The sequence below is a fragment of the Azospirillum sp. CT11-132 genome (assembly GCF_047302835.1).
Lineage (GTDB): Bacteria > Pseudomonadota > Alphaproteobacteria > Azospirillales > Azospirillaceae > Azospirillum.
Genome location: NZ_JBGLZA010000005.1, coordinates 344,242 through 364,635, shown reverse-complemented (window position 1 = coordinate 364,635; position 20,394 = coordinate 344,242). Strand labels below are relative to the sequence as shown.

The window sequence follows — 20,394 nt, the reverse complement described above, 5'->3', positions numbered from 1 at the left end:
GGGGCAAACGCCGCATGTCGATCAACCTGCTCCGCGACATCCGTTCCTTTCGCGTCGTGGTCATCCACCCGCAGGACGCCGAGGCGGAGGAGCTGTTGCGCCAGCTCCACCGCATCGGCTGTCAGGCCAGAGCCGAATGGCCGCCGCCCAAGGACCGCCCCAGCGGTGTCGATCTGATCTTCCTCGACATGACCCGGCTGCTGTCGGGGCAGGGTCGGCTGTCCTGGTCCACCGCCGACGAAGGACCGCCGATCGTCGCCGTGCTCGATTATGAGAGCCCGACCGTGCTGAAGGCCCTGGTCGATTACGGGGTGCGCGGCTTCGTCAGCAAGCCGATCCGCGCCTTCGGCCTGCTGACCACCATGTTCATGGCCCACCGTGCCGCGGAGGGCGAGCGCGGCATGCGCAAGCGCCTCCAGAAGGTCGAGCAGCGGCTGGACGGCATCAAGAAGGTGAGCAAGGCCAAGGCGATCCTGATCGAGCAGCGGCGCATCACCGAGGAGGAGGCCTACCGCTTCATCCGCGAACGCGCCATGGCCCGGCGGACGACCATCGAGGCGGTCGCCGCCGCGATCATCGACGCCAGCGAAATGCTGATGGCGGAAAATCCGACTCGCTGATCATTTTTGATATTGACGATAAGGCGGTGGGATGTGCATCTTACTAAGCAAGTGAAGCAAATCGCTCGCGTCCGCCAATGATGTCGGATCGACGGGCAGGCGATGAAGCCCCTGAAGGTGTGAAAGCCTTGCTGGGGTTTTTTTGTGTTTGAACCTAATGTACCGACGCGCACTCCGGCACCACAGATGCGAGGGAGGCCGATGGGCAGGTTTGTGCAGGGATAAGTCCGACCGTTCAATCCTTATGGACCGACGCGGCAACCCTCTTGTCGCGCAACGGTTCCTTTTACCCGGCGTCCGATCCATTCGGGGTCGGCCGGAACAATACTGGACAATCGACGCCACCATTCGTTGAATATTTTAAAATCAGCCTACACACCTTGAGACCGCACCAGGCACACCCCCGCCGATGACGCCGGGAGTTGCGCCGAGGCAATGAAGCCCCAGCAGGCCGCCGGCCTGGGTGGGGCTTTTTTTGTGCGCTCTCCTGTCTGTGCCGAAGAACCAGCAAGAACAGGCAAACGAGGAGGAAACACGTCATGACCTTCACACGGCGTAATTTTCTGAAATCGACGGCTGTCGCCGGATTGGCCGGATCGGTCGGCTTTCCGCACATCTGGATAAAGGACAGCGGCGTCGCCTGGGCGGCGAACGGCGAGATCAAGGTCGGCGTCCTCTTCTCGCTGACCGGCACCACCGCGGTCGTCGAGAAGTCGATGCACAACGCCACCCTGATGGCCATCGACGAGATCAACGCCGCCGGCGGCATCAACGGGATGAAGCTGACCGCGGTCGTCGAGGACCCGGCCTCCGACCCCGCCACCTTCGCCGACAAGGCCAACAAGCTGGTGCTGAACGACAAGTGCGTCAGCGTCTTCGGCTCCTACACCTCCGCCTCGCGCAAGGCGGTGCTGCCGGTCTTCGAGAAGCGCAAGAACCTCTACTGGTATCCGACGCTCTATGAGGGCCGCGAGTGCTCGAAGAACGTCATGTACACCGGGGCGGTGCCCAACCAGCAGCAGAAGGAGTTCATCCCCTGGCTGGTCAAGACTTTCGGCAAGAAGTTCTATCTGATCGGCTCCAACTACATCTATCCCAAGGAAGAGAACAACGTCTGCAAGATCCTGCTGAAGGAGCTGGGCGGCGAGGTGGTCGGCGAGGAATATGTGCCGCTCGGCCATTCGGAGTTCGGCTCGGTGCTGAACAAGTTCCGCGAGACCAAGCCGGACGTGATCTTCTCCACCGTGGTCGGCGACAGCGTGATCGCGCTCCACAAGCAGTACAAGGCGGCGGGCTTCAACCCGGACAAGATGCCGATGGCCAGCCTGACCACGTCGGAGGTGGAGATCGCGGCGATGGGCGGCGAGTACGCCGCCGGCCACTTCACCTCCGCCCCGTACTTCATGGGCCACCAGTCCAAGGAGAACGAGGTCTTCGTCGAGAATTACCAGAAGCGCTTCGGCAAGGATTCGGTGACGCACTTCGTATCGGAGGCGGCGTATTTCCAGATGCACCTGTTCCGCAAGGCGGTCGAGAAGATCGGCAAGGGCGACATCACCCCCATCGCCGTCCGCGACGCTACGGCGGGCCTGGAGATCATGGCGCCGCAGGGCAAGGTGAAGGTCGATGGCGACAACCTGCACTGCTACCTGTGGCCGAAGATCGGCCAGGCCCAGGCCGACGGCCAGTTCAAGGTCATCCAGCAATCGTCGGATTGGGTGAAGCCGGAACCCTATTGGGCCTATCCGGGCCAGAGCTGCACCAAGGACGGTCTGAAGGGTGCGTGAGCAATAGAACGGGCAGGGGAGGGCGTCGCCCGACGCTCTCCCCGTCGGAGGGGCTTATGGATATTTTCTTCGGTCAACTCTTCACCGGGCTCAGCATCGCTTCGATCCTGCTGCTGGTGGCGCTCGGGCTTGCGATCATCTACGGCGCGATGGGGGTCATCAATCTCGCCCATGGCGAGTTCGTCATGCTCGGCGCCTATGGCACCTGGTTCCTCCAGTCGCAGTTCGGTCTGCCGCTGATCCCCTGCCTGCTGCTGGTGTTCTTCATGGTGGCGGCGGCCGGCTGGGTGGTCGAGAGCACGGTGGTCCGCTTCCTCTACCACCGGCCGCTCGACACCATCCTGGCGACCTGGGGCATCGGCATCATGCTGCAACAGGCGGTGCGCCTGTCCGCCGGGGCCGAGCTGCGCTATGTCCAGACGCCGGAGTTCCTGTCCGGCAGCATCGACATCGCCGGGGTTGGCGTCCCCAGCTACCGCCTGTTCATCCTGGCGCTGACCGCCGCCCTGCTGGCGCTGACCTGGTTCCTCATCCAGCGGACCGAGTTCGGCATGAAGCTGCGCGCCGTCACCCAGAACCGCGAGATCGCCAGTTGCTACGGCATCAACAGCGCCAGGATCTACAGCCTGACCTTCGCCTTCGGCTCGGGCCTTGCCGGGCTGGCCGGGGCGCTGGTGGCGCCGATCAAGAGCGTGGCGCCGGACATGGGCACCAACTTCGTGGTCGATGCCTTCATGGTGGTGGTGGTCGGCGGCGTCGGCAGCCTGATCGGCACGGTGGTCAGTTCCGGCCTGCTCGGCAGCGGCACCGCGGGCATCGCCTTCCTGCTGAACGACACGCTGGCCAAGGCGCTGGTCTTCCTGGCGGTGGTGGTCCTGATCCGCTTCCGTCCGCAGGGTCTGTTCGTCGATCAGCGGCGCCGGTGAGGGGGACCAAGTCAATGACCAGTGTCCAGTTCCCCGACGACCAACCTTCCAACCTCCGCCAACCAGAACTCCGTAACGGGGCCAGTCCCCCGGTCAGTCCCGTCGCCCGGAGCCCGCTTATGTCGAAATCGACCCTGTCGCGCAGCAAGCCGTATGCGCAGTTCGCAGTCTATCTCCTGTTCTGCGCCGTCATCCTGGCGGTTCCCAGCTTCGTCACCGACGCCTTTCTGCTGAACAAGTTCGCCCGCTATCTGGCGCTCGGCCTCGCCGCTGCCGCGCTGGCCTTGAGTTGGGGCTATGCCGGCATCCTCAATCTGGGGCAGGGGGTCAGCTTCGGCATCGGCGCCTATGCCATCGCCATGCATCTGAAGCTGAAGACCAGCCCGGTCCACACCGGGTCGGCCGGCCTGCCGGACTTCATGGTGTGGAACAACCTCGATCACCTGCCCTGGTTCTGGCAGCCCTTCCATTCCAGCCTGTTCGCGGTGCTGGCCGGCATCCTGGCCCCGGTGGTGGTGGCGCTGCTGCTGGGATCCTTCATGTTCCGGGCCCGGATCGCCGGGGTCTATGTCGCCATCATCACGCTCGCCATGCTGGCGGTGGTCAACCTGCTGTTCATCGACCAGCAGGCCTACACCGGCGGCTTCAACGGCATCACCGATCTGGCGTGGCTGGAGGTCGGCAGCATCACCTTCGATCCCTACAGCCCGGCCTTCTACTATCTGTCCGCCGGGGCACTGTCGCTGTGCCTGCTGCTCGGCCTCGCCTTCACCCGCAGCAAGGCCGGGCTGATCCTCCAGGCCATTCGCAACGACGCCGACCGGGTGCGCTTCTTCGGCTACGACGTCGCCGCCTACCAGTCGCTGGCCTTCGCGGTGTCGGCGGGCATGGCCGGGGTGGCGGGCATGCTCTACGCCATGGTGCTGGAATTCGCCTCGCCCACCTTCATGGGGGTGCCGCTCAGCCTGTCGATGGTGATCTGGGCGGCGGTCGGCGGGCGCGGCTCGCTGCTGGGGGCCGCCATCGGCGCCATCCTGGTCAACTTCATGCAGGGCAGCCTGTCCGAGAGCTTCCTCGACACCTGGCAGCTCATCCTCGGCGGCATGTTCATCCTGGTGGTGGTCTTCCTGCCCAATGGGTTGTCGAGCCTGATCGGCATCCTGTCGGACCGCCTGACCCGCCCGGCCCGGCCCGCGCCCGCCTCCGCCCTTGCCGATGCGCCGCACGCCCGCCGCAAGCTGAGCTGAAGGAGACGACCGACATGGCCTATCTCGAACTCCACGGGCTGGAAGTCAGCTTCGACGGCTTCAAGGCGGTCAATGGCCTGGATCTGGCGGTCGAGCGCGGCGAGTTGCGCTGCCTGCTGGGCGCCAACGGGGCCGGCAAGTCCACCACCCTGGACCTGATCTGCGGCCGCACCCAGCCGACAGGAGGGCGCATTCTGCTCGATGGTCAGGACATCACCCATGCGCCGGAATATCGGCGCGCCCGCCATGGGGTGGGCCGCAAGTTCCAGGTGCCCAGCGTGTTCAAGGAGCTGACGGTGCGCGAAAATCTGGAGGTGGCGCACTCCCGGCTCCCCAGCCCGGCACGGACCATCCGCCTGTTCCCCGGCCTCCGCCTCAACCGGCGCATCGCCGAGGTGCTGGAGATCGTCGAACTGGCCGACGAGCTGGACACCAGGGCGGCCTTCCTGTCGCATGGCCAGACGCAATGGCTGGAGATCGCCATGCTGCTGGTCCAGGACAGCGCCCTGATCCTGATGGACGAGCCGACCGCCGGCATGACCATCCAGGAGACCGGCAAGACCTCGCGCATCTTCCAGCGGCTGCGCGGCCGGCACACGCTGATCGTGGTCGAGCACGACATGGGCTTCGTCCGCGAGATCGCTGAGACCATCACCGTTCTGCACCAGGGCAAGCGCCTGTCCGAAGGATCGATCCGGCATGTGGAGAACGATCCCAAGGTGCGCGAGGCCTATCTTGGAAGCGGGGGCATCTCCCATGCTTGACATGACCGACGTCTATTCCTTCTACGGCAGCAGCCCGGTGTTGCAGAACGTCAGCTTCGCAGTGCCCAAAGGCAGCCTGCTCAGCGTGCTGGGCCGCAACGGGGTTGGGAAGACCACGCTGATGCGGACCGTCATGGGGCTGACCGACCGGGTCACCGGCTGGATCGGGCTGGGTGGCAGCGACATCCGGAGCGAGCCGACCCACCGCCGCGCCGGCCTCGGAATCGGCTACGTCCCGCAGGGGCGCGGCATCATCGGCAAATTCACCATCCGCGAGAACATCCTGATGGGCACCTTCGCCCGTCCGGACGGCAAGCGCGAGATCCCGCCCCTGGTGTTCGAGATGTTCCCCTATCTGCGGGACAACCTGAATCGAAAGGGCGGTGACCTGTCCGGCGGGCAACAGCAGCAGCTGGCGATCGCGCGGGCGCTGGCGGCAAATCCGCAGGTCCTGCTGCTGGATGAACCGACCGAGGGTATCCAGCCCAACATCGTCGAACAGATCCAAAACGTGATCATGACCCTGAACCGCCAGTACGGCATCACCGTCGTGCTGGTCGAACAGAACGTGACGTTCGCCCGGCAGGCCTCCGACCATTTCCTGATGCTCGACAAGGGGCGGGTCGCCGCCCGCGGGCTGACGGAAAGCCTGACCGACGATCTGGTGCACCGGCACATGGCCGTTTAGGCCGCAGTTCCGGTCCCATTCCCGCCAACCCCGAAACAAGGGGTTCGCCGTCCCGCCTCGCACCGGGACGGGACGCCCTCTCCTTGTCCATCGACAGACCAAGCATCCACAGACGAAGAAGGAAACGCACCATGTTGCACGGCGATATTTCCAGCAGCAAGGACACCGTCGGCGTCGCGGTCGTGAACTACAAGATGCCGCGCCTGCACACCAAGGCCGAAGTCCTCGACAACGCCCGCAAGATCGCGGAGATGGTCCAGGGCATGAAGGTCGGCCTGCCGGGCATGGATCTGGTGATCTTCCCGGAATATTCGACCCACGGGATCATGTACGATTCCAAGGAGATGTACGAGACCGCCTCGTCGGTTCCCGGCGACGAGACCGAGATTTTCGCCGACGCCTGCCGCAAGGCCAAGGTCTGGGGCGTCTTCTCCCTGACCGGCGAGCGGCATGAGGAGCATCCGCACAAGGCCCCCTACAACACGCTGATCCTGATGAACGACAAGGGTGAGATCGTCCAGAAGTACCGCAAGATCATGCCCTGGGTGCCGATCGAGGGATGGTATCCCGGCAACTGCACCTTCGTCACCGAAGGACCGAAGGGGTTGAAGATCAGCCTGATCATCTGCGACGACGGCAACTATCCGGAGATCTGGCGCGACTGCGCCATGAAGGGCGCCGAACTGATCATCCGCTGCCAGGGCTATATGTATCCGGCCAAGGAGCAGCAGGTCATCATGTCCAAGGCAATGGCCTGGGCCAACAACACCTATGTCGCGGTGGCGAACGCCGCCGGCTTCGACGGGGTCTATTCCTACTTCGGCCATTCCGCCATCATCGGCTTCGACGGCCGGACGCTGGGCGAGTGCGGCACCGAGGAGAACGGCATCCAGTACGCCCAGCTCTCCACCTCGCTGATCCGCGACGCGCGCAAGAACATGCAGTCGCAGAACCACCTCTTCAAGCTGGTCCACCGCGGCTACACCGGCAAGATCAACTCCGGCGAGGATTCCAAGGGCGAGGCGGCCTGCGCCTACAGCTTCTACCATGACTGGATCAACGATCCGGAAGGGACCCGCGCCCGCGTCGAGGCGATGACCCGCGGCGCCGTCGGGACCGAGGAATGCCCGATCGACGGCATCCCCAACCCGGAGACCGCACTGCATCGCTGAAGGACCGAGACCCCGGCCGCCGAATCTCCCGGAGGATTCGGCGGACGGCGCGGCAGGTGCCAGGGGACGCCCGCCGCATCTCTCCGGACCGAGACCATTCACAAGGAGACGCGCCGATGGCGCTGGACGCACACCGGATTCTGGAGGAGCCCTATTACCGGCCCGTCGCCGGGGAGGTGGCGCTGTTCGAGGCCGCCTATGCGGCGCGCATGCCGATGATGCTGAAGGGTCCCACCGGCTGCGGCAAGACACGCTTCATCGAGCATATGGCGTGGCGGCTTCGCCGGCCGCTGGTGACGGTGGCCTGCCACGAGGACATGACCGCGTCGGATCTGGTCGGGCGCTTCCTGCTCGACCCTGGGGGCACCGTCTGGCACGACGGGCCGCTGACCCAGGCGGTGCGGCACGGCGCCATCTGCTATCTCGACGAGATCGTCGAAGCCCGCCAGGACACCACCGTCGTCATCCACCCGCTGACCGACGCCCGCCGCATCCTGCCGTTGGAAAAGCGCAACGAGCTGGTCCAGGCGCATCCGGACTTCCAGTTGGTGATCTCCTACAACCCCGGCTACCAGAGCGTCCTGAAGGATCTGAAGGAATCGACCAAGCAGCGCTTCGCCGCCATCGAATTCGGCTATCCCGGCGCCGCGGTGGAGGCGGAGATCGTCGCCCATGAATCGGGCGTCGCCCCCGACACCGCGGCCTTGCTGGTCCGCATCGCCGCAAGTTCGCGCAATTTGAAGGGCCATGGACTGCAGGAGGGGGTTTCCACCCGCATGCTGATCCATGCCGGCCGGCTGGTGGCGCAGGGGATCGCGCTGGAGACTGCCTGCCGGATCGCGCTGGTGCTGCCGATCACCGACGATGCCGACGTGCGGGACGCCTTCTCCGCCGCCGTGTCCGCGGCAATTGCCTGACCCATCCCTCTTCAGGGAGAGGAAAGAGGACCGGAGCCCAAATGCCCGACGACCAGTCGCGCCAATCTCCCGCAGACACCGCCTTCTCCTCCGTCGAGCGCCGGCTGGTCGCCTATCTGGTCGCCCTGTGGCGGTTGCGGGTGCCGATCCGCCATGCCAAGCCGGATGCCGCCGGCAACCCGCCGCGGCGGGTCAGCCTGTCGGACGGGCTGATCTGGATGCCCGGAACCTTCCGTGGCGTCGATGGCCGCCGCTCCGGCGCACTGTTCCGCGCCGCCCTGGTTCATGCCGGGGCGCATCTGCGCTTCACCGGTCCGCGCTTCCCGGCCGCCGGGCTGAAGCCGATGCAGCTGGCGCTGGTCTCGCTGATCGAGGATGCGCGGGTCGAGCATCTGGCGATGCGCGAGCATCCCGGCCTGCTGCGGGTCTGGCGGCCCTTCCACGTCGCCGAGCCGAATGGCGCCGGCACCGCGCCCGCTTTGATGGCGCGGCTGGCCCGTGCGTTGATCGACCCCGACTACCGCGACGACGACGCCTGGGTCGCCAAGGGCAAGCGCCTGTTCTTCGCGGCGGAGTCCGAGTGGGACAGCCCGGCGGTAAGCCGCCGGATCGGCGGGCTGCTGGGCAATGACCTCGGCCAGATGCGGGTGCAGTTCAATTCCAAGGATTACGTCGTCGAGCCTGCCTACCGCGACGACAATCTCGGCCTGTGGGACCATGGAGAGGCGCCGCCGACCCCGCCCAGCGATGCCGAAACGGTGTTCGAGGCCTTCCGCACCGAGCAGGAGGAGCGCGACCACGGCCGCCCGGACGATCAGGTGGGGGAGGGCGCTACCCCGGCCAGATTGTCCGCCACCGATGTTCCCGCCCGCGCGGTGGGGGAGGAGGAGATCACCGCCCCGCCGGTGCGCTACCCGGAATGGGACTACCGCGTCGGCATCGACCGTCCCGACTGGGTCGTGCTGAACGAACGCCGGACCGAGACCGGCGACCCCGCCGCCATCGCCCGCATCGTCGAACGTCATCAGGCGACCGCCGACCGGCTGACCGCGCTGGTCCGCTCGGCCAAGGTCAGCCGGCCGGTGCGCCTGCGCCGTCAGCCGGAGGGCGACCGCATGGATCTGGACGCCTGCATCGACGCGATGGTCAGCCACCGCCGCGGCGAGGCTCCCGATCCGCGGGTGCACGAAGTGTTGGTCCGCCGCAACCGCGACCTGTCGGTCCTGCTGCTGCTCGACGTCTCCGCCTCGACCGATGATCCGATCGCCGGAGGCGGACGCAGCGTGCTGTCGGTGGAGCGGGAGGCCGCGACCCTGTTCGCCCAGGCGCTGGACGAGCTGGGCGACCCTTTCGCCATCCATGCCTTTCGTTCCAACGGGCGGCAGGACGTCAGCTATTACCGGATCAAGGCCTTCCGCCAACCCTACGATGCCGCGGCCAAGGGGCGGCTGGCTGGATTAAAGGCCGGCCTGTCCACCCGGCTGGGCACCGCTCTGCGCCATGCCGGACGGCTGCTGGAGCAGCAATTGACCCATCGCCGCCTGCTGCTGGTGGTGACCGACGGCGAACCGTCGGACATCGACGTCGCCGACCGCCGCTATCTGCTGGACGACGCCCGCCGTGCCGTGCTGGGGCTGGCGTCGCGGGGGATCGACTGCTTCGTGATCGGGCTCGATCCGCAGGGCCGCGATTACCTGACCCGAATGTTCGGGGCGCGCAACGTCATGGTGATCGACCGCGCCGAAAAGCTGCCGGAGGTGCTGCCGACTTTCTACCTGCGGCTATCGACATGATTTAATCGGCCACACCGCTTCGCTGATGATCCCGGCCGGAAAGCGGAAACCGCGATAGGGCTTGGAGGCCGTGCTCATGTTCGGCAACCTGCCATGCCGGAGCGGCCCATGCCAACCCGACAACACCTCGAAGGGCCGTGGTGCGGCGACCACGGTCCTTCGACGCGACGCGCGTGGTGGTGACCTGTTAATGCCCCAGCGCGCACCCGTCCTTCCGGTGGTCAGAGCCGCCCAATAGGGTTCCATGCTCCCAATCAATGCCGATGGCCTGGGCACCGCCGATGGCCGAGTTGGGTGCCGTCACGGTGAAGCCGCGGCGGGCCAACTCCGCCCCCGCCTTGGTGCGGATTGCCGTCTCCGCTTCTACGGTGCGGGTGCCGGGCAGGGGGAAGAGGCGCGGCAGGTCGATGGCGCTTTGGATGTCCAGGCCGTGGTCAAACAGCTTCGATAGAAAGTGAGCATGGCCCATCGCCTGATAATGCCCGCCCATGACGCCGAAGGTCAGGCTGACGCGCCCGTTTTCGGTGACCATCCCCGGAATGATGGTGTGCATCGGCCGCTTGCGCGGTGCCACCATGTTGGGATGCCCGTCAACAAGGGAGAAGCTCTGGCCCCGGTTGTGGAACAGCACCCCGGTGCGGGGCGCCATCAGTCCGCTGCCATAGGGATGGAAGTTCGAGCTGATGAAGCTGACTGCCGTCCGGTGCTTATCGACCACGGCGATGTAGACCGTGTCCTTGTGCTCGACGCTGTCGAACACCCCACCGATCTCCAGCGCGCGGGCGGGATCGATCCGGGCGGCCAGCTGGTCGGCCAGCGCATCGGACAGCAGATGCTCCACCATCGACAGTCCGGTTTGCGCCGGATCGGCCAGGAAGGCGTCGCGCGCGGCATAGGCGAGCCGCGTCGCCTCGATCTCCACATGCAGGCTGTCGGGGTCGAGCGGATCGCCGGACCGCCGGAAGCGCTTGAGGATGTTCAGAATCATCAGGGCGATGATGCCCTGTCCGTTCGGCGGGCATTCATGGATGGTGCGGCCGCGATAGTCGGTGCTGATCGGCGTCACGTACTCACCCTTGGCCCCAGCGAAATCCTCCAGGCTGTGAAAGCCGCCCGCCGCCCGCAGGGACTCCGCCATGTCGTTGGCTATGGCGCCGCGGTAGAAGGCGTCCGGTCCCTCGCGCCCGATTGCCTCCAGCGTGTCGGCCAGCAGCGGCTGGGTCTGGACGGTGCCGGCCGTGGGGGCTTCTCCGTCCACCAGGAAGGTGGCGGTGGCGGTCGGATCCCGGCGCAGCAGATCGGTTTGCTGGGCGAGGTCGTGTGAGACCCGTGGCGTGATGACGTAGCCCTCGCGCGCCATGGCAATGGCCGGGGCGAAGACCTCGCTCAGAGGCAGGCGGCCATGGTCGGCGACCAGCCGCGTCCAGGCATCCACCGCGCCCGGCACCGTGACCGCGTGGGGAGAGTGGCGGTCGATCGCAGTGACGCCCGCCGCCCGCAAGCGCTCCAGCGTCAACGCCGCCGGGGTGCGGCCGGAGCCGTTGTAGGCGCGGATGTCGGTCCCGCCCAGCGGAGCGACCATGGCGAAGCAGTCGCCGCCGATCCCGGTCGATCCGGCTTCGACCACACTCTGGACCGCGCAGGCCGCCACGGCGGCATCGATCGCGGTGCCGCCGGCCTTGAGGATCTCGACCGCCGTCAGGGTTGCCGCCGGGTGCGAGGTGGCGGCCATGCCGTTGCGGCCCATGGCGAGCGAACGGCCGGGTTCTTCGAAGTTGCGCATGGTCTCCGTCGGCTCCCCGATGTTGGTCTTTCGCGGTGAAGGGCCGGATGCGAGGGTATCATCCACCGCGCCATCGATATGGTATACCAAATCCCACCTGGGCAAGAAGATCTGAAAGGGGATCGGCGGCCGGCACTCTCCTCTCGTATCAGGGTCATGTTTTGAGTAGCGCACAACTGGAACTCTACAATTCCCGCACTTATCAACATGTTTCCTTGTTGAGATCATCAAAGCGCAAACATCGCACTGACCTGCAAGCCGAACATCGCCAGACGGCCGGGCCGATCATCCTGCCTTTACAGCTTCGGCTGGATGATCTTATCTCCGCATCATGGATCGTCGCAGGCTCCAGTTTTTTGTCGCGCTCTGCGAAGAGCTGCATTTTCACCGTGCCGCCGCGCGGTGCCACATCACGCAGCCTGCCCTCAGCCAGCAATTGCGCCAGCTGGAGGAAGAGCTGCAGGTTCAGCTGATCCACCGCAACAAGCGGCGCGTTTCCCTGACGAGGGCCGGCGAGACTTTCCTGGGCGAAGCCCGGAAGATTTTGAATCAGATGGAACGTGCCGCGCAGCTCGCGCGTCAAACGGATCGCGGCGAAATCGGGCAATTGTCGGTCGGTATGACCGCACCGGCGCTCTACATCGTCTTCCCCGAGATCATGCACCGGTTCCGCATGGCATTGCCCAATTTCGGCGTGAACGTCCATGTCATGACGACGTCAGAGCAGGAAGAAGCCTTGAGGGCCGGAGCGATTGATGTCGGCATCTTCCATCCCCCGCTCGACGATCAGTCGCTGTCGTCACACCCGATCGCGCGCATGCGCTTCAATGTCGTGCTGTCGGACCGCAACCCATTGGCCGAACGGCCGCGCCTGCGGCTGGATGATCTCTCCAGGCAACGTTTCATCATCTTTCCGCGCGTGATCGGCCCACGCCTCTACGATGAGATCATCAGCCTGTGCCAGCAGGCGGGATTCAGCCCGGAGTTGATTCTCGAAGCCTCCCCGGCGCAATCGATCATCGCGCTGGCCGCAGCGGATTTCGGAATCGGCCTCATCGCCTCCGATCTTCAGCAATTCGCACGGCCCGGGGTGGTCTATCGTCCGCTCGACGGGCCGGCACCCCACCTGACGCTCGGGGTTGCCTACCAGAGCGACGACACCTCTCCCGCCATTCAGACATTTCTGGACGTCGCGACCGCGGTGGGCGAACTGGTCTCCTGAACGGTCGGCCTTTCACCCCAATCACCGACGGCGCAAACACCAGCCGGTGAAAACTATTTCTTATCAATCAATCACTTTTAAAAGTTGGACCTACTCAATTCGTTGGCTCTATCGTTCGTGCAACGGAGGATAAAGCCAATGAAAGTCTTCATGATTGGGGAGGCTGCCAATCACAAGGACAAGCTGGCCGCTTTCCTGACGACTCCCTGCGACATCATACCCCTTCCCCGTGAAGCCGCCCACTCGTCCCAGTTCGATTCCGCGATCACCGCAGACGACGTGGTCGTGTCTTTGCGGTTCTCCCGAGGCGGCAGAGCGGCACCTGAATTTCGCCTTTTGCATGTACCAGGGGCCGGACTGGACGGCATCGACATGGCTTCACTGCCATCCGGCGCCAGCATCTGCAACGTCTTTGAGCATGAAATTCCCATCGCCGAGTTCGTCATGGCGGCGATGTTGAACTGGGAAATCCGCCCCGACGCTCTGCGCAGCTCCTTCGCCACGGACACATGGTCCGATGTCTACCGGGCGCGGGTGCCCCACGGGGAGATCCACGGCCTGACACTGGGCCTCATCGGCTTCGGCCGGATCGGGCGTGCAATAGCCCGGCGGGCGGCGGCTTTCGGCATGCGCATCCTCGCGGTCGACCAGTTCGCCACCGACACCGACGGCTTGACCGAGGCGATCTTGCCGCCGGAACGCTTGCCGGATTTGCTGGCGCAATCTGATTTCCTGGTGATCGCCTGCCCGCTAACCGATCAGACCCGCGGGCTGATCGGGACGGCCGAACTCGCCGCCATGAAGCCGACGGGCGTATTGATCAACATATCGCGCGCGCCCATCGTCGACGAGGAAGCGCTTTATGATGTGCTGTCGCGCCGGACAGTCGGCGGTGCGGTGCTCGATGTCTGGTACGGCTATCCGGCAGGAGCCGACGACCAGGTGGCGCCCGCCAGCTTCCGCTTTGAGGACTTGTCCAACACCGTCTGCACCCCGCATTCGTCGGCCTGGACGAGCCGGCTGCCCGAACGCCGCTATGCGTTCATTGCCCAAAACATCGACCGGCTGGTGGCCGGCGAGCCGCTGCTGAACCTGGTGCGGGCACCTGCTCCGGTATCGCCTCCCGCCATCCAAAACACGAGCATTCCATGATCCGAGACACCGAGGACCTCGCCCGCCGGAGCGCCGGCGTGCCGATCAAGATCACCGGCGTGAAGACCTTCGTCGTCAACGCCGAGATGCGCAACTGGATCTTCGTGAAGGTGCTGACCAACCAGCCCGGCCTGTATGGCTGGGGCGAGGCCAGCCTGAACTGGAAGACGCGGGCGGTCACCGGCGCCGTCGAGGATCTGGAACCGACCGTGCTGGGACGCGATCCGCGCGACATCGAACAGTGCGTCCGCGCGATGAACAAGTTCAGCTATTACAAGCTGGGCATGGTCGGCGTGACGGCGATCAGCGGCATCGAGCACGCGCTCTGGGACATCTTCGGCAAGAGCGTCGGCCTGCCGGTCTGGCGCCTGCTCGGCGGCAAAGTTCGCGACCGCGTGCGCGTCTACACCCATCTCGGCCTTGGCGAGATGAAGTCGGTCTACGAGACCTTCGACGTCGGCTCGCTGAAGGAACGGGCCGCGGCGGTGACCGAGAAGGGCTACGACGCGCTCAAGGTCGTGTTCATTCCCTATGGCGCCCACAGCGCGCCGATTCCGGCCCAGCGCCATGTCGGCAAGATGATGCAGGCGCTGCGCGACACGGTGGGCGACGGCGTCGACATCATGATCGACTTCCACGGTCGCCCCGGCTCCATCGCCGCCGCCATGAGCTACATCCGCGAACTGGAGCCCTATCGGCCGATGTTCTGCGAGGAGCCGGTCCAGCCCGGCGATACCGAGGCGCTGCGCCGCATTGCCGAGCAGGCGGACTGCCCGATCGCATCCGGCGAACGGCTGGTCGGGCTGAAGGAGTTCCAGCCGGTCTTCGCCCAGAAGGCGGTCCATATCGCCCAGCCCGACCTGAACCACACCGGCGGCCTGCTTGAAGGCAAGCGGATCGCGGCGCTGGCGGAAGCCGACCTGATCGGCATCGCCCCGCACAATCCCAACGGTCCGCTGGCCGGCGTTGCTGCCCTGCATTTCGACATCTCCACGCCGAACTTCGTCATCCAGGAGGAGATGAGCGGCGCGGTGCCCTGGTACGACGACGTGGTGCAGACCCCGATCCGCCGCACCGGCAGCCATTGGGAGGTGCCCGACGCACCCGGCTTCGGCATCGAGGTGAACGAGACGGAAGCGGCGAAGCACCCGTTCAGGCCGGAGGTGATGCACACGACCTCGGCCATTCTCGACGACGGCACCATCGTCGATTGGTAAGCGCCGCCCTCACCGACCTATCGGACGGATTTCCATCATGAGAGAATTCAGCACCCCCGGCGACGTGTTCAACGCGCTGCCATCGCGGGTCGTCTTCGGAGCCGGGGCCATTGACCGGATCGACGCGGAGGTGGAGCGGCTGGGCGCAAAGCATGCGCTCGTCGTCTCCACTCCCGGCCGCAGCGCAATGGGTGGGCGTGTCGCCGACCGTCTTGGAAGCCGTTGTATCGGCATCCTGCCGGAAGCGATTTCCCAGGTACCCATCGAACTGGCCATCCGGGGCCGGGCCAAGGCGCGCGAAATGGGCGCCGACTGCCTGGTCAGCGTCGGCGGCGGCGCCTCCATCGGCTTGGGCAAAGCCATCGCGCTGGACCTCGGGCTGCCGATCATCGCCGTGCCGACCACCTATTCCGGCTCCGAGATGACCGGCTTTTGCGGGATCACCATCGACGGCGTCAAGCGGATGCACCAGAGCCTGCGCATGCTGGCCGGCACCGTTGTTTATGACCCCTCGCTGACGCTCGGGCTGCCGGTGGACGTCAGCATGGCCAGCGCCATGAACGCGCTCGCCCATTGTGTCGATGCCATCTACACCCCCACCATCAGCCCGGTGATCGTGCCGGCGGCGATGGAGGGCGCGCGGGCGATCATGGACGCGCTGCCGCGGGTGGCCGACCGTCCGGACGATGGGCAAGCGCGTGCCGACCTGCTGTACGGCGCCCACCTCGCCGGTGCGGCGCTGGCCGGCGGCTTCGCGCTCCAGCATGGCGTCGCCCATGTCCTGGGCGGCACCTACGGCGTGTCGCACGGATTGTCCCATGCGCTGGTGCTGCCCCATGTCGCAGCCTACAATGCACCCTTCGCCCCCCAGGCGATGGACCGGCTTGCCGCCGCCATCGGCGTGGAAGACATCGGCGCCGCCATTTTCGACATGATGGAAACGGTCGGCCTGCCGACGCGGCTGACGGAGGTCGGCTTTTCCGCCGACCGGATCGAGGAGGCCGCCCGGCTCACCGTCGAGACGGACAACAGCTACAACCCCGGACCGGTGACCGAAGAAGCCGTGCGCGGCATCCTCGCGGCGGCAGTGGAGGGGCGTCGCCCAGGATCGCCGTCGGGCCGGTAAGGGCCGGCCGGCACGGAGGGCAATCCGGACGAGAGAACACAAAAAGGGAGGGAACCAAGATGTTGATCAAGCGTAGGCAGTTTCTGGCCGCTACCGCGGTGGGCGCCCTGGCCGCACCCTTCATCTCAAAGGCGCATGCCGCGGAATTCGCATGGAAGTTCGGCCATGGCTTCCCGGCGAGCCACCCGCTGCATGTCCGCGCTGTCGAAGCGGCCGAACGCATCCGCAAGGAGACCGGCGGCAAGGTCGACATCGCCGTCTTCCCCAACAGCCAGCTCGGCGGCGACAGCGACCTGCTGGCGCAGGTGCGCTCCGGCGGCATCGAATTCTTCAGCACCGGCGGCCTGATCCTGTCGACCCTGGTTCCGGTTGCGTCGATCAACGGCATGGGGTTCGCGTTCAAGGACTATGACGCTGTCTGGAAGGCGATGGACGGCCAACTCGGCGGGGTGATCCGCAAGGGGTTCGACAAGGCCGGCCTCCACGCCCTCGACCGCATCTGGGACAACGGCTTCCGCCAGATCACCACCAGCACCAAGCCGATCACCGGGCCGGCCGATCTGGCGGCCTTCAAGATCCGCGTCCCGGTCAGCCCGGTCTATGTGTCGCTGTTCAAGGGGCTGGGCGCGTCGCCGACCAGCATCAACCTGGGCGAGGTCTATGCAGCGCTGCAGACCGGCGTGGTCGACGGACAGGAGAATCCGCTGGTGGTGGCCGACACCGCCAAGTTCTACGAGGTGCAGAAATTCTGCTCCATCACCAACCATGTCTGGGACGGTTCGTGGATCGTCACCAACGGCCGCTCCTGGCGTGGACTGCCTGAGGATTTGCGGCAGATCGTCAGCCGGAACCTGAACGACGGCGCGCTGCAGCAGCGCCAGGACATCGCCGGCCTCAACGACGCGCTGCAAGGTTCGCTCTCGCAGAAGGGGCTGACCTTTAACAAGGTCGATCCGGCGCCGTTCCGGGAAGCCCTGCGCAAGTCTGGCTTCTACGGCGAATGGAAAGCCAAATACGGTGAAGAGGCCTGGAGCGCCCTGGAAAGTTCGGTAGGGGCGCTGACATGACGGCGGTGGTGGATCACAAGTCCACCGCCGGCTCGCCCGACGGCGCCAGCCGGTGGCTGGCGCATGCCGACCGGCTTCTGGGCTGGCTATCCGAACTGCCGGTGGCGCTTCTGGTGGCCGCGGAAGTGGTGATTCTCTTCACCGGTATCGTCGCCCGCTACGTGCTCCACGCTCCGATCACCTGGTCGGACGAACTGGCGTCGATCCTGTTCCTCTGGCTGGCGATGTTGGGAACCGTTGTCGCCTTCCGCCGTGGCGAGCATATGCGGATGACCGCTTTCGTCAGTTGGGCATCGCCACGCGCGCGGGCGTTCCTTGATGTCTTCGCGGTGGCGGCGGCACTCTGTTTCCTGCTGCTGGTCATCATGCCGGCTGGCGAATTCGCCTGGGAGGAGCTGGAGATCACCACCCCGGCTCTGCAGATCTCGAACATGTGGCGCGCGGCTGCATTGCCGACCGGTCTCGGATTGATGATCGCGGCGGCTCTGATCCGCCTCGCACGGGTGGGCGATCTCAAGCTGGTGGTGGGTGCTGTAGCGGCGGTTGCGACGATCGCCGCATTGTTCTTCGTCCTCCAGCCTATGCTGGCCGATCTCGGCAAGCTTAACCTGCTGGTCTTCTTTGTGCTCGTGGTTGCAGGGGCCGTGTTCGCCGGTGTGCCCATCGCCTTCGCCTTCGGACTGTCGAGCTTCGGCTACCTCGCCCTGACCACCAGGGTGCCGCTGCTGGTCGTCGTCGGCCGAATGGATGAGGGCATGTCACACCTGATCCTGCTCTCGGTGCCACTGTTCGTCTTCTTAGGATTGCTGATCGAGATGACCGGCATGGCCCGCGCCATGGTGGCGGTGCTGGCCAACCTGCTCGGCCATGTGCGCGGCGGCCTGTCCTATGTGCTCATCGGCGCGATGTATCTGGTGTCCGGCATCTCCGGCTCGAAGGCTGCCGACATGGCGGCAGTTGCCCCGGTTCTGTTCCCCGAGATGAAAGCCCGCGGTGCCAAGCCGGGCGATCTGGTGGCGCTGCTGGCGGCGACCGGCGCGCAGACGGAGACCATTCCGCCCAGCATCGTGCTGATCACCATCGGCTCGGTCACCGGCGTTTCCATCGCTGCGCTCTTCACCGGCGGCCTGCTGCCCGGCTTGCTGCTGGCGGTGATGTTGTGTCTGGTTGTCCGCCACCGCTACCGCCATGAAAACCTGTCGGGAGTACGTCGGCCGACCGGTCGTGAGTTGGGCCGCAGCCTGGTGGTGGCGCTGCCCGCGCTCGCCCTCCCTTTCGTCATCCGCACCGCGGTGATCGAGGGCGTCGCCACGGCGACCGAGGTTTCGACCATCGGCATCGTCTATGCCGTTGCCGTTGGATTGTTGGTCTATCGCCGCTTCGACTGGGGGCGGGTGGTACCCATGCTGGTCGAGACCGCGGCGCTGTCGGGAGCGATCCTGTTCATCATCGGCACCGCAACGGCGATGGCCTGGTGCCTGACACGCTCGGGGTTCTCGACCGATCTGGCGCAGTTCATGGCCGGCCTGCCGGGAGGCGCTTTCACCTTCCTTGCCGTATCCATCGTCGCCTTCATCATCCTCGGCAGCGTGCTGGAGGGGATTCCGGCCATCGTACTGTTCGGCCCGCTGCTGTTCCCCATCGCCCGCGAGATGGGCGTGCATGAGGTGCAGTATGCGATGGTGGTGATCCTCGCCATGGGCCTCGGCCTGTTCGCCCCGCCCTTCGGCGTCGGTTTCTATGTCGCCTCGGCCATTGGCCGGGTCAACCCGGATGAGGGCATGCGCCCGATCCTGGGCTATCTGGCGGCTCTGCTGGTCGGACTGGTGCTGGTCGCCGCAATTCCCTGGCTTTCGACCGGCTTTCTGTGATCGCTGCTCGTCGTAGCCGCCCGAAGCCGGCCCCGGTTCGCCCCGGGGCCGGCTTTTATCGTATCAAGGCGGTCCGCGCGGAACAGCGCCTACACCGGCGCCAGCAGATGGTCGGACCCAATGGCCGACACGTTGCTCACTCCGCACAGCGCCATCGGAATGTCGAGTTCGCGACCCAAGATGCGAATGGCGTGGGTGATGCCGACTTCTCCACCCGCTGCAAGTCCCGAGAACTGCGACATCAGCACTGTCATGCGGCGATCCCAAACAGGCCGGCGAGAAAGGTTTGAACCGCACCGGGTTCACTGGAGGCCCCATCTTCTGAGAGAGTGGGGTCATCATGACGAAGCAGGCATCCCCCGAATACGCCCCTGAAGTCCGAGAGCGCGCGCTTCGGATGGTGTTCGAGCACGAAGGCGAGCACGCCTAGCAGTGGGCAGTGATCGGCTCGATCGTGGCGAAGAACGGTTGCAATGCCGAGACGCTGGGGAACTGGGGTCGGCAGGCCGAGCGTAATCAGGGCAAGCGTTCTGGTCCGACAACGGACGAGCAGGAGCGGATCAAGGCGCTGGAGCGTGAGGTGCGAGAACTGCGCCAAGCGAATGAAATCCTTCGCAAGGCGTCGGCGTATTTCGCCCAGGCGGAGCTCGACCGCCCGTTCAGGAAATGATCGCCTTCGTCGACGAACACCGCGCCGTCCACGAGGCCGGGGGCCTCCTTCTCGACCAGGGCCTTCAGCACCTTGGCGACGGCGAGCGGCTCGGTCGTCACGTCGGTCTGGATCAGGATGGCGCGGTCGGCACCCATGGCAAGAGCGGTGCGCAGGGTCTCCTGGGCCTGGGTCGGGCCGACGGAAACGACCACGATCTCGGTCGCCTTACCGGCTTCCTTGCACCGCACCGCCTCTTCGACTGCAATCTCGTCGAAGAGGTTCATGTTCATCTTCACGTTGGCGGTCTCGACGCCGCTGCCATCCGCCTTGACGCGGATCTTCACATTGTAGTCGACAACCCGCTTCAGGGGACAAGGAGCTTCATGAATA

General features: G+C 65.6%; 17 protein-coding genes, 2 pseudogenes and 1 other annotated feature. Of the genes and pseudogenes, 16 read left to right on the top strand and 3 right to left on the bottom strand.

The genetic code is table 11. From position 1 onward, the window contains the following. The first annotated feature begins 14 nt into the window (after positions 1-14). From ACCD06_RS21335 to ACCD06_RS21295, 9 genes are all read left to right on the top strand, one after another. Positions 15-620, top strand: a complete 606-nt coding sequence (locus ACCD06_RS21335) for an ANTAR domain-containing response regulator (RefSeq protein ID WP_109075071.1) — start codon at positions 15-17, stop codon at positions 618-620. 539 nt (positions 621-1,159) lie between these two features. Then, on the top strand, positions 1,160-2,407 hold the full coding sequence (locus ACCD06_RS21330; RefSeq protein ID WP_109075072.1) for a transporter substrate-binding protein: 1,248 nt from the start codon (positions 1,160-1,162) through the stop codon (positions 2,405-2,407). A 56-nt stretch (positions 2,408-2,463) separates the two neighbouring features. Further along, positions 2,464-3,333 carry an urea ABC transporter permease subunit UrtB gene (gene urtB / locus ACCD06_RS21325; RefSeq protein WP_413343335.1) on the top strand — a complete coding sequence of 290 codons (870 nt, stop codon included), beginning with the start codon at positions 2,464-2,466 and terminating at the stop codon, positions 3,331-3,333. Between the two features lie 119 nt (positions 3,334-3,452). Then, positions 3,453-4,580: an urea ABC transporter permease subunit UrtC gene (urtC, locus tag ACCD06_RS21320; RefSeq protein ID WP_136702876.1), complete on the top strand. Its 1,128-nt coding sequence runs from the start codon at positions 3,453-3,455 to the stop codon at positions 4,578-4,580. 14 nt (positions 4,581-4,594) lie between these two features. Continuing rightward, entirely contained in the window at positions 4,595-5,344 is a 750-nt protein-coding gene (gene urtD, locus ACCD06_RS21315; RefSeq protein ID WP_136702877.1) for an urea ABC transporter ATP-binding protein UrtD, read from the top strand. Further along, entirely contained in the window at positions 5,337-6,032 is a 696-nt protein-coding gene (gene urtE / locus ACCD06_RS21310) for an urea ABC transporter ATP-binding subunit UrtE (RefSeq protein WP_413343332.1), read from the top strand. Before urtD ends, urtE begins: the two co-directional genes overlap by 8 nt. 131 nt (positions 6,033-6,163) lie before the next feature. Continuing rightward, a complete protein-coding gene (locus ACCD06_RS21305) occupies positions 6,164-7,204 on the top strand; it encodes an aliphatic amidase (RefSeq protein WP_136702879.1) in 1,041 nt (346 codons plus the stop codon). Between the two features lie 116 nt (positions 7,205-7,320). Beyond that, the gene (locus ACCD06_RS21300) at positions 7,321-8,121 is read left to right on the top strand and encodes a CbbQ/NirQ/NorQ/GpvN family protein (RefSeq protein ID WP_413343330.1); all 801 of its coding nucleotides are present in this window, start codon (positions 7,321-7,323) and stop codon (positions 8,119-8,121) included. A 41-nt stretch (positions 8,122-8,162) separates the two neighbouring features. Beyond that, a complete protein-coding gene (locus ACCD06_RS21295) occupies positions 8,163-9,914 on the top strand; it encodes a nitric oxide reductase activation protein NorD (protein ID WP_413343328.1) in 1,752 nt (583 codons plus the stop codon). A 187-nt stretch (positions 9,915-10,101) separates the two neighbouring features. Here the strand turns inward: ACCD06_RS21295 and ACCD06_RS21290 are convergent, their stop codons facing one another. Next, entirely contained in the window at positions 10,102-11,697 is a 1,596-nt protein-coding gene (locus tag ACCD06_RS21290; protein WP_413343326.1) for a gamma-glutamyltransferase family protein, read from the bottom strand. Between the two features lie 331 nt (positions 11,698-12,028). On the opposite strand from ACCD06_RS21290, the gene ACCD06_RS21285 reads away from it, so the two are divergent. The 6 genes from ACCD06_RS21285 to ACCD06_RS21260 all read left to right on the top strand — a co-directional run bounded on the left by ACCD06_RS21285 (position 12,029) and on the right by ACCD06_RS21260 (position 19,352). Beyond that, a complete protein-coding gene (locus ACCD06_RS21285) occupies positions 12,029-12,919 on the top strand; it encodes a LysR family transcriptional regulator (RefSeq protein WP_109154279.1) in 891 nt (296 codons plus the stop codon). Positions 12,920-13,057: 138 nt separating this feature from the next. Next, positions 13,058-14,071 (top strand): NAD(P)-dependent oxidoreductase, encoded by a 1,014-nt coding sequence (locus ACCD06_RS21280; RefSeq protein ID WP_413343324.1) that lies wholly within the window; start codon positions 13,058-13,060, stop codon positions 14,069-14,071. Next, positions 14,068-15,288 carry an enolase C-terminal domain-like protein gene (locus ACCD06_RS21275; RefSeq protein ID WP_413343322.1) on the top strand — a complete coding sequence of 407 codons (1,221 nt, stop codon included), beginning with the start codon at positions 14,068-14,070 and terminating at the stop codon, positions 15,286-15,288. The genes ACCD06_RS21280 and ACCD06_RS21275 overlap by 4 nt, the downstream gene beginning before the upstream one ends. Positions 15,289-15,325: 37 nt before the next feature. Continuing rightward, complete coding sequence (locus tag ACCD06_RS21270; protein ID WP_413343320.1) at positions 15,326-16,414, top strand: maleylacetate reductase; 1,089 nt, start codon at positions 15,326-15,328, stop codon at positions 16,412-16,414. Positions 16,415-16,473: 59 nt separating this feature from the next. Continuing rightward, the gene (locus tag ACCD06_RS21265) at positions 16,474-17,481 is read left to right on the top strand and encodes a TRAP transporter substrate-binding protein (RefSeq protein WP_413343318.1); all 1,008 of its coding nucleotides are present in this window, start codon (positions 16,474-16,476) and stop codon (positions 17,479-17,481) included. Then, positions 17,478-19,352 carry a TRAP transporter large permease subunit gene (locus ACCD06_RS21260; protein WP_413343316.1) on the top strand — a complete coding sequence of 625 codons (1,875 nt, stop codon included), beginning with the start codon at positions 17,478-17,480 and terminating at the stop codon, positions 19,350-19,352. The genes ACCD06_RS21265 and ACCD06_RS21260 overlap by 4 nt, the downstream gene beginning before the upstream one ends. A gap of 89 nt (positions 19,353-19,441) precedes the next feature. Here the strand turns inward: ACCD06_RS21260 and ACCD06_RS21255 are convergent, their stop codons facing one another. Beyond that, a complete protein-coding gene (locus ACCD06_RS21255; RefSeq protein WP_413343314.1) occupies positions 19,442-19,606 on the bottom strand; it encodes an alpha-hydroxy-acid oxidizing protein in 165 nt (54 codons plus the stop codon). Positions 19,607-19,692: 86 nt separating this feature from the next. Here ACCD06_RS21255 and ACCD06_RS21250 point away from each other — a divergent pair. After that, positions 19,693-20,054, top strand: a pseudogene (locus ACCD06_RS21250) (IS3 family transposase); the annotation flags it as partial. Continuing rightward, positions 19,977-20,076: a sequence feature (AL1L pseudoknot), on the top strand. Its footprint overlaps the pseudogene before it by 78 nt. On the opposite strand, the pseudogene ACCD06_RS21245 reads toward ACCD06_RS21250, so the two are convergent. Further along, positions 20,052-20,389 (bottom strand): annotated as a pseudogene (locus ACCD06_RS21245) (electron transfer flavoprotein subunit beta/FixA family protein); the annotation flags it as partial. It overlaps the preceding feature by 25 nt. The pseudogenes ACCD06_RS21250 and ACCD06_RS21245 overlap by 3 nt on opposite strands. Positions 20,390-20,394: the final 5 nt, after the last annotated feature.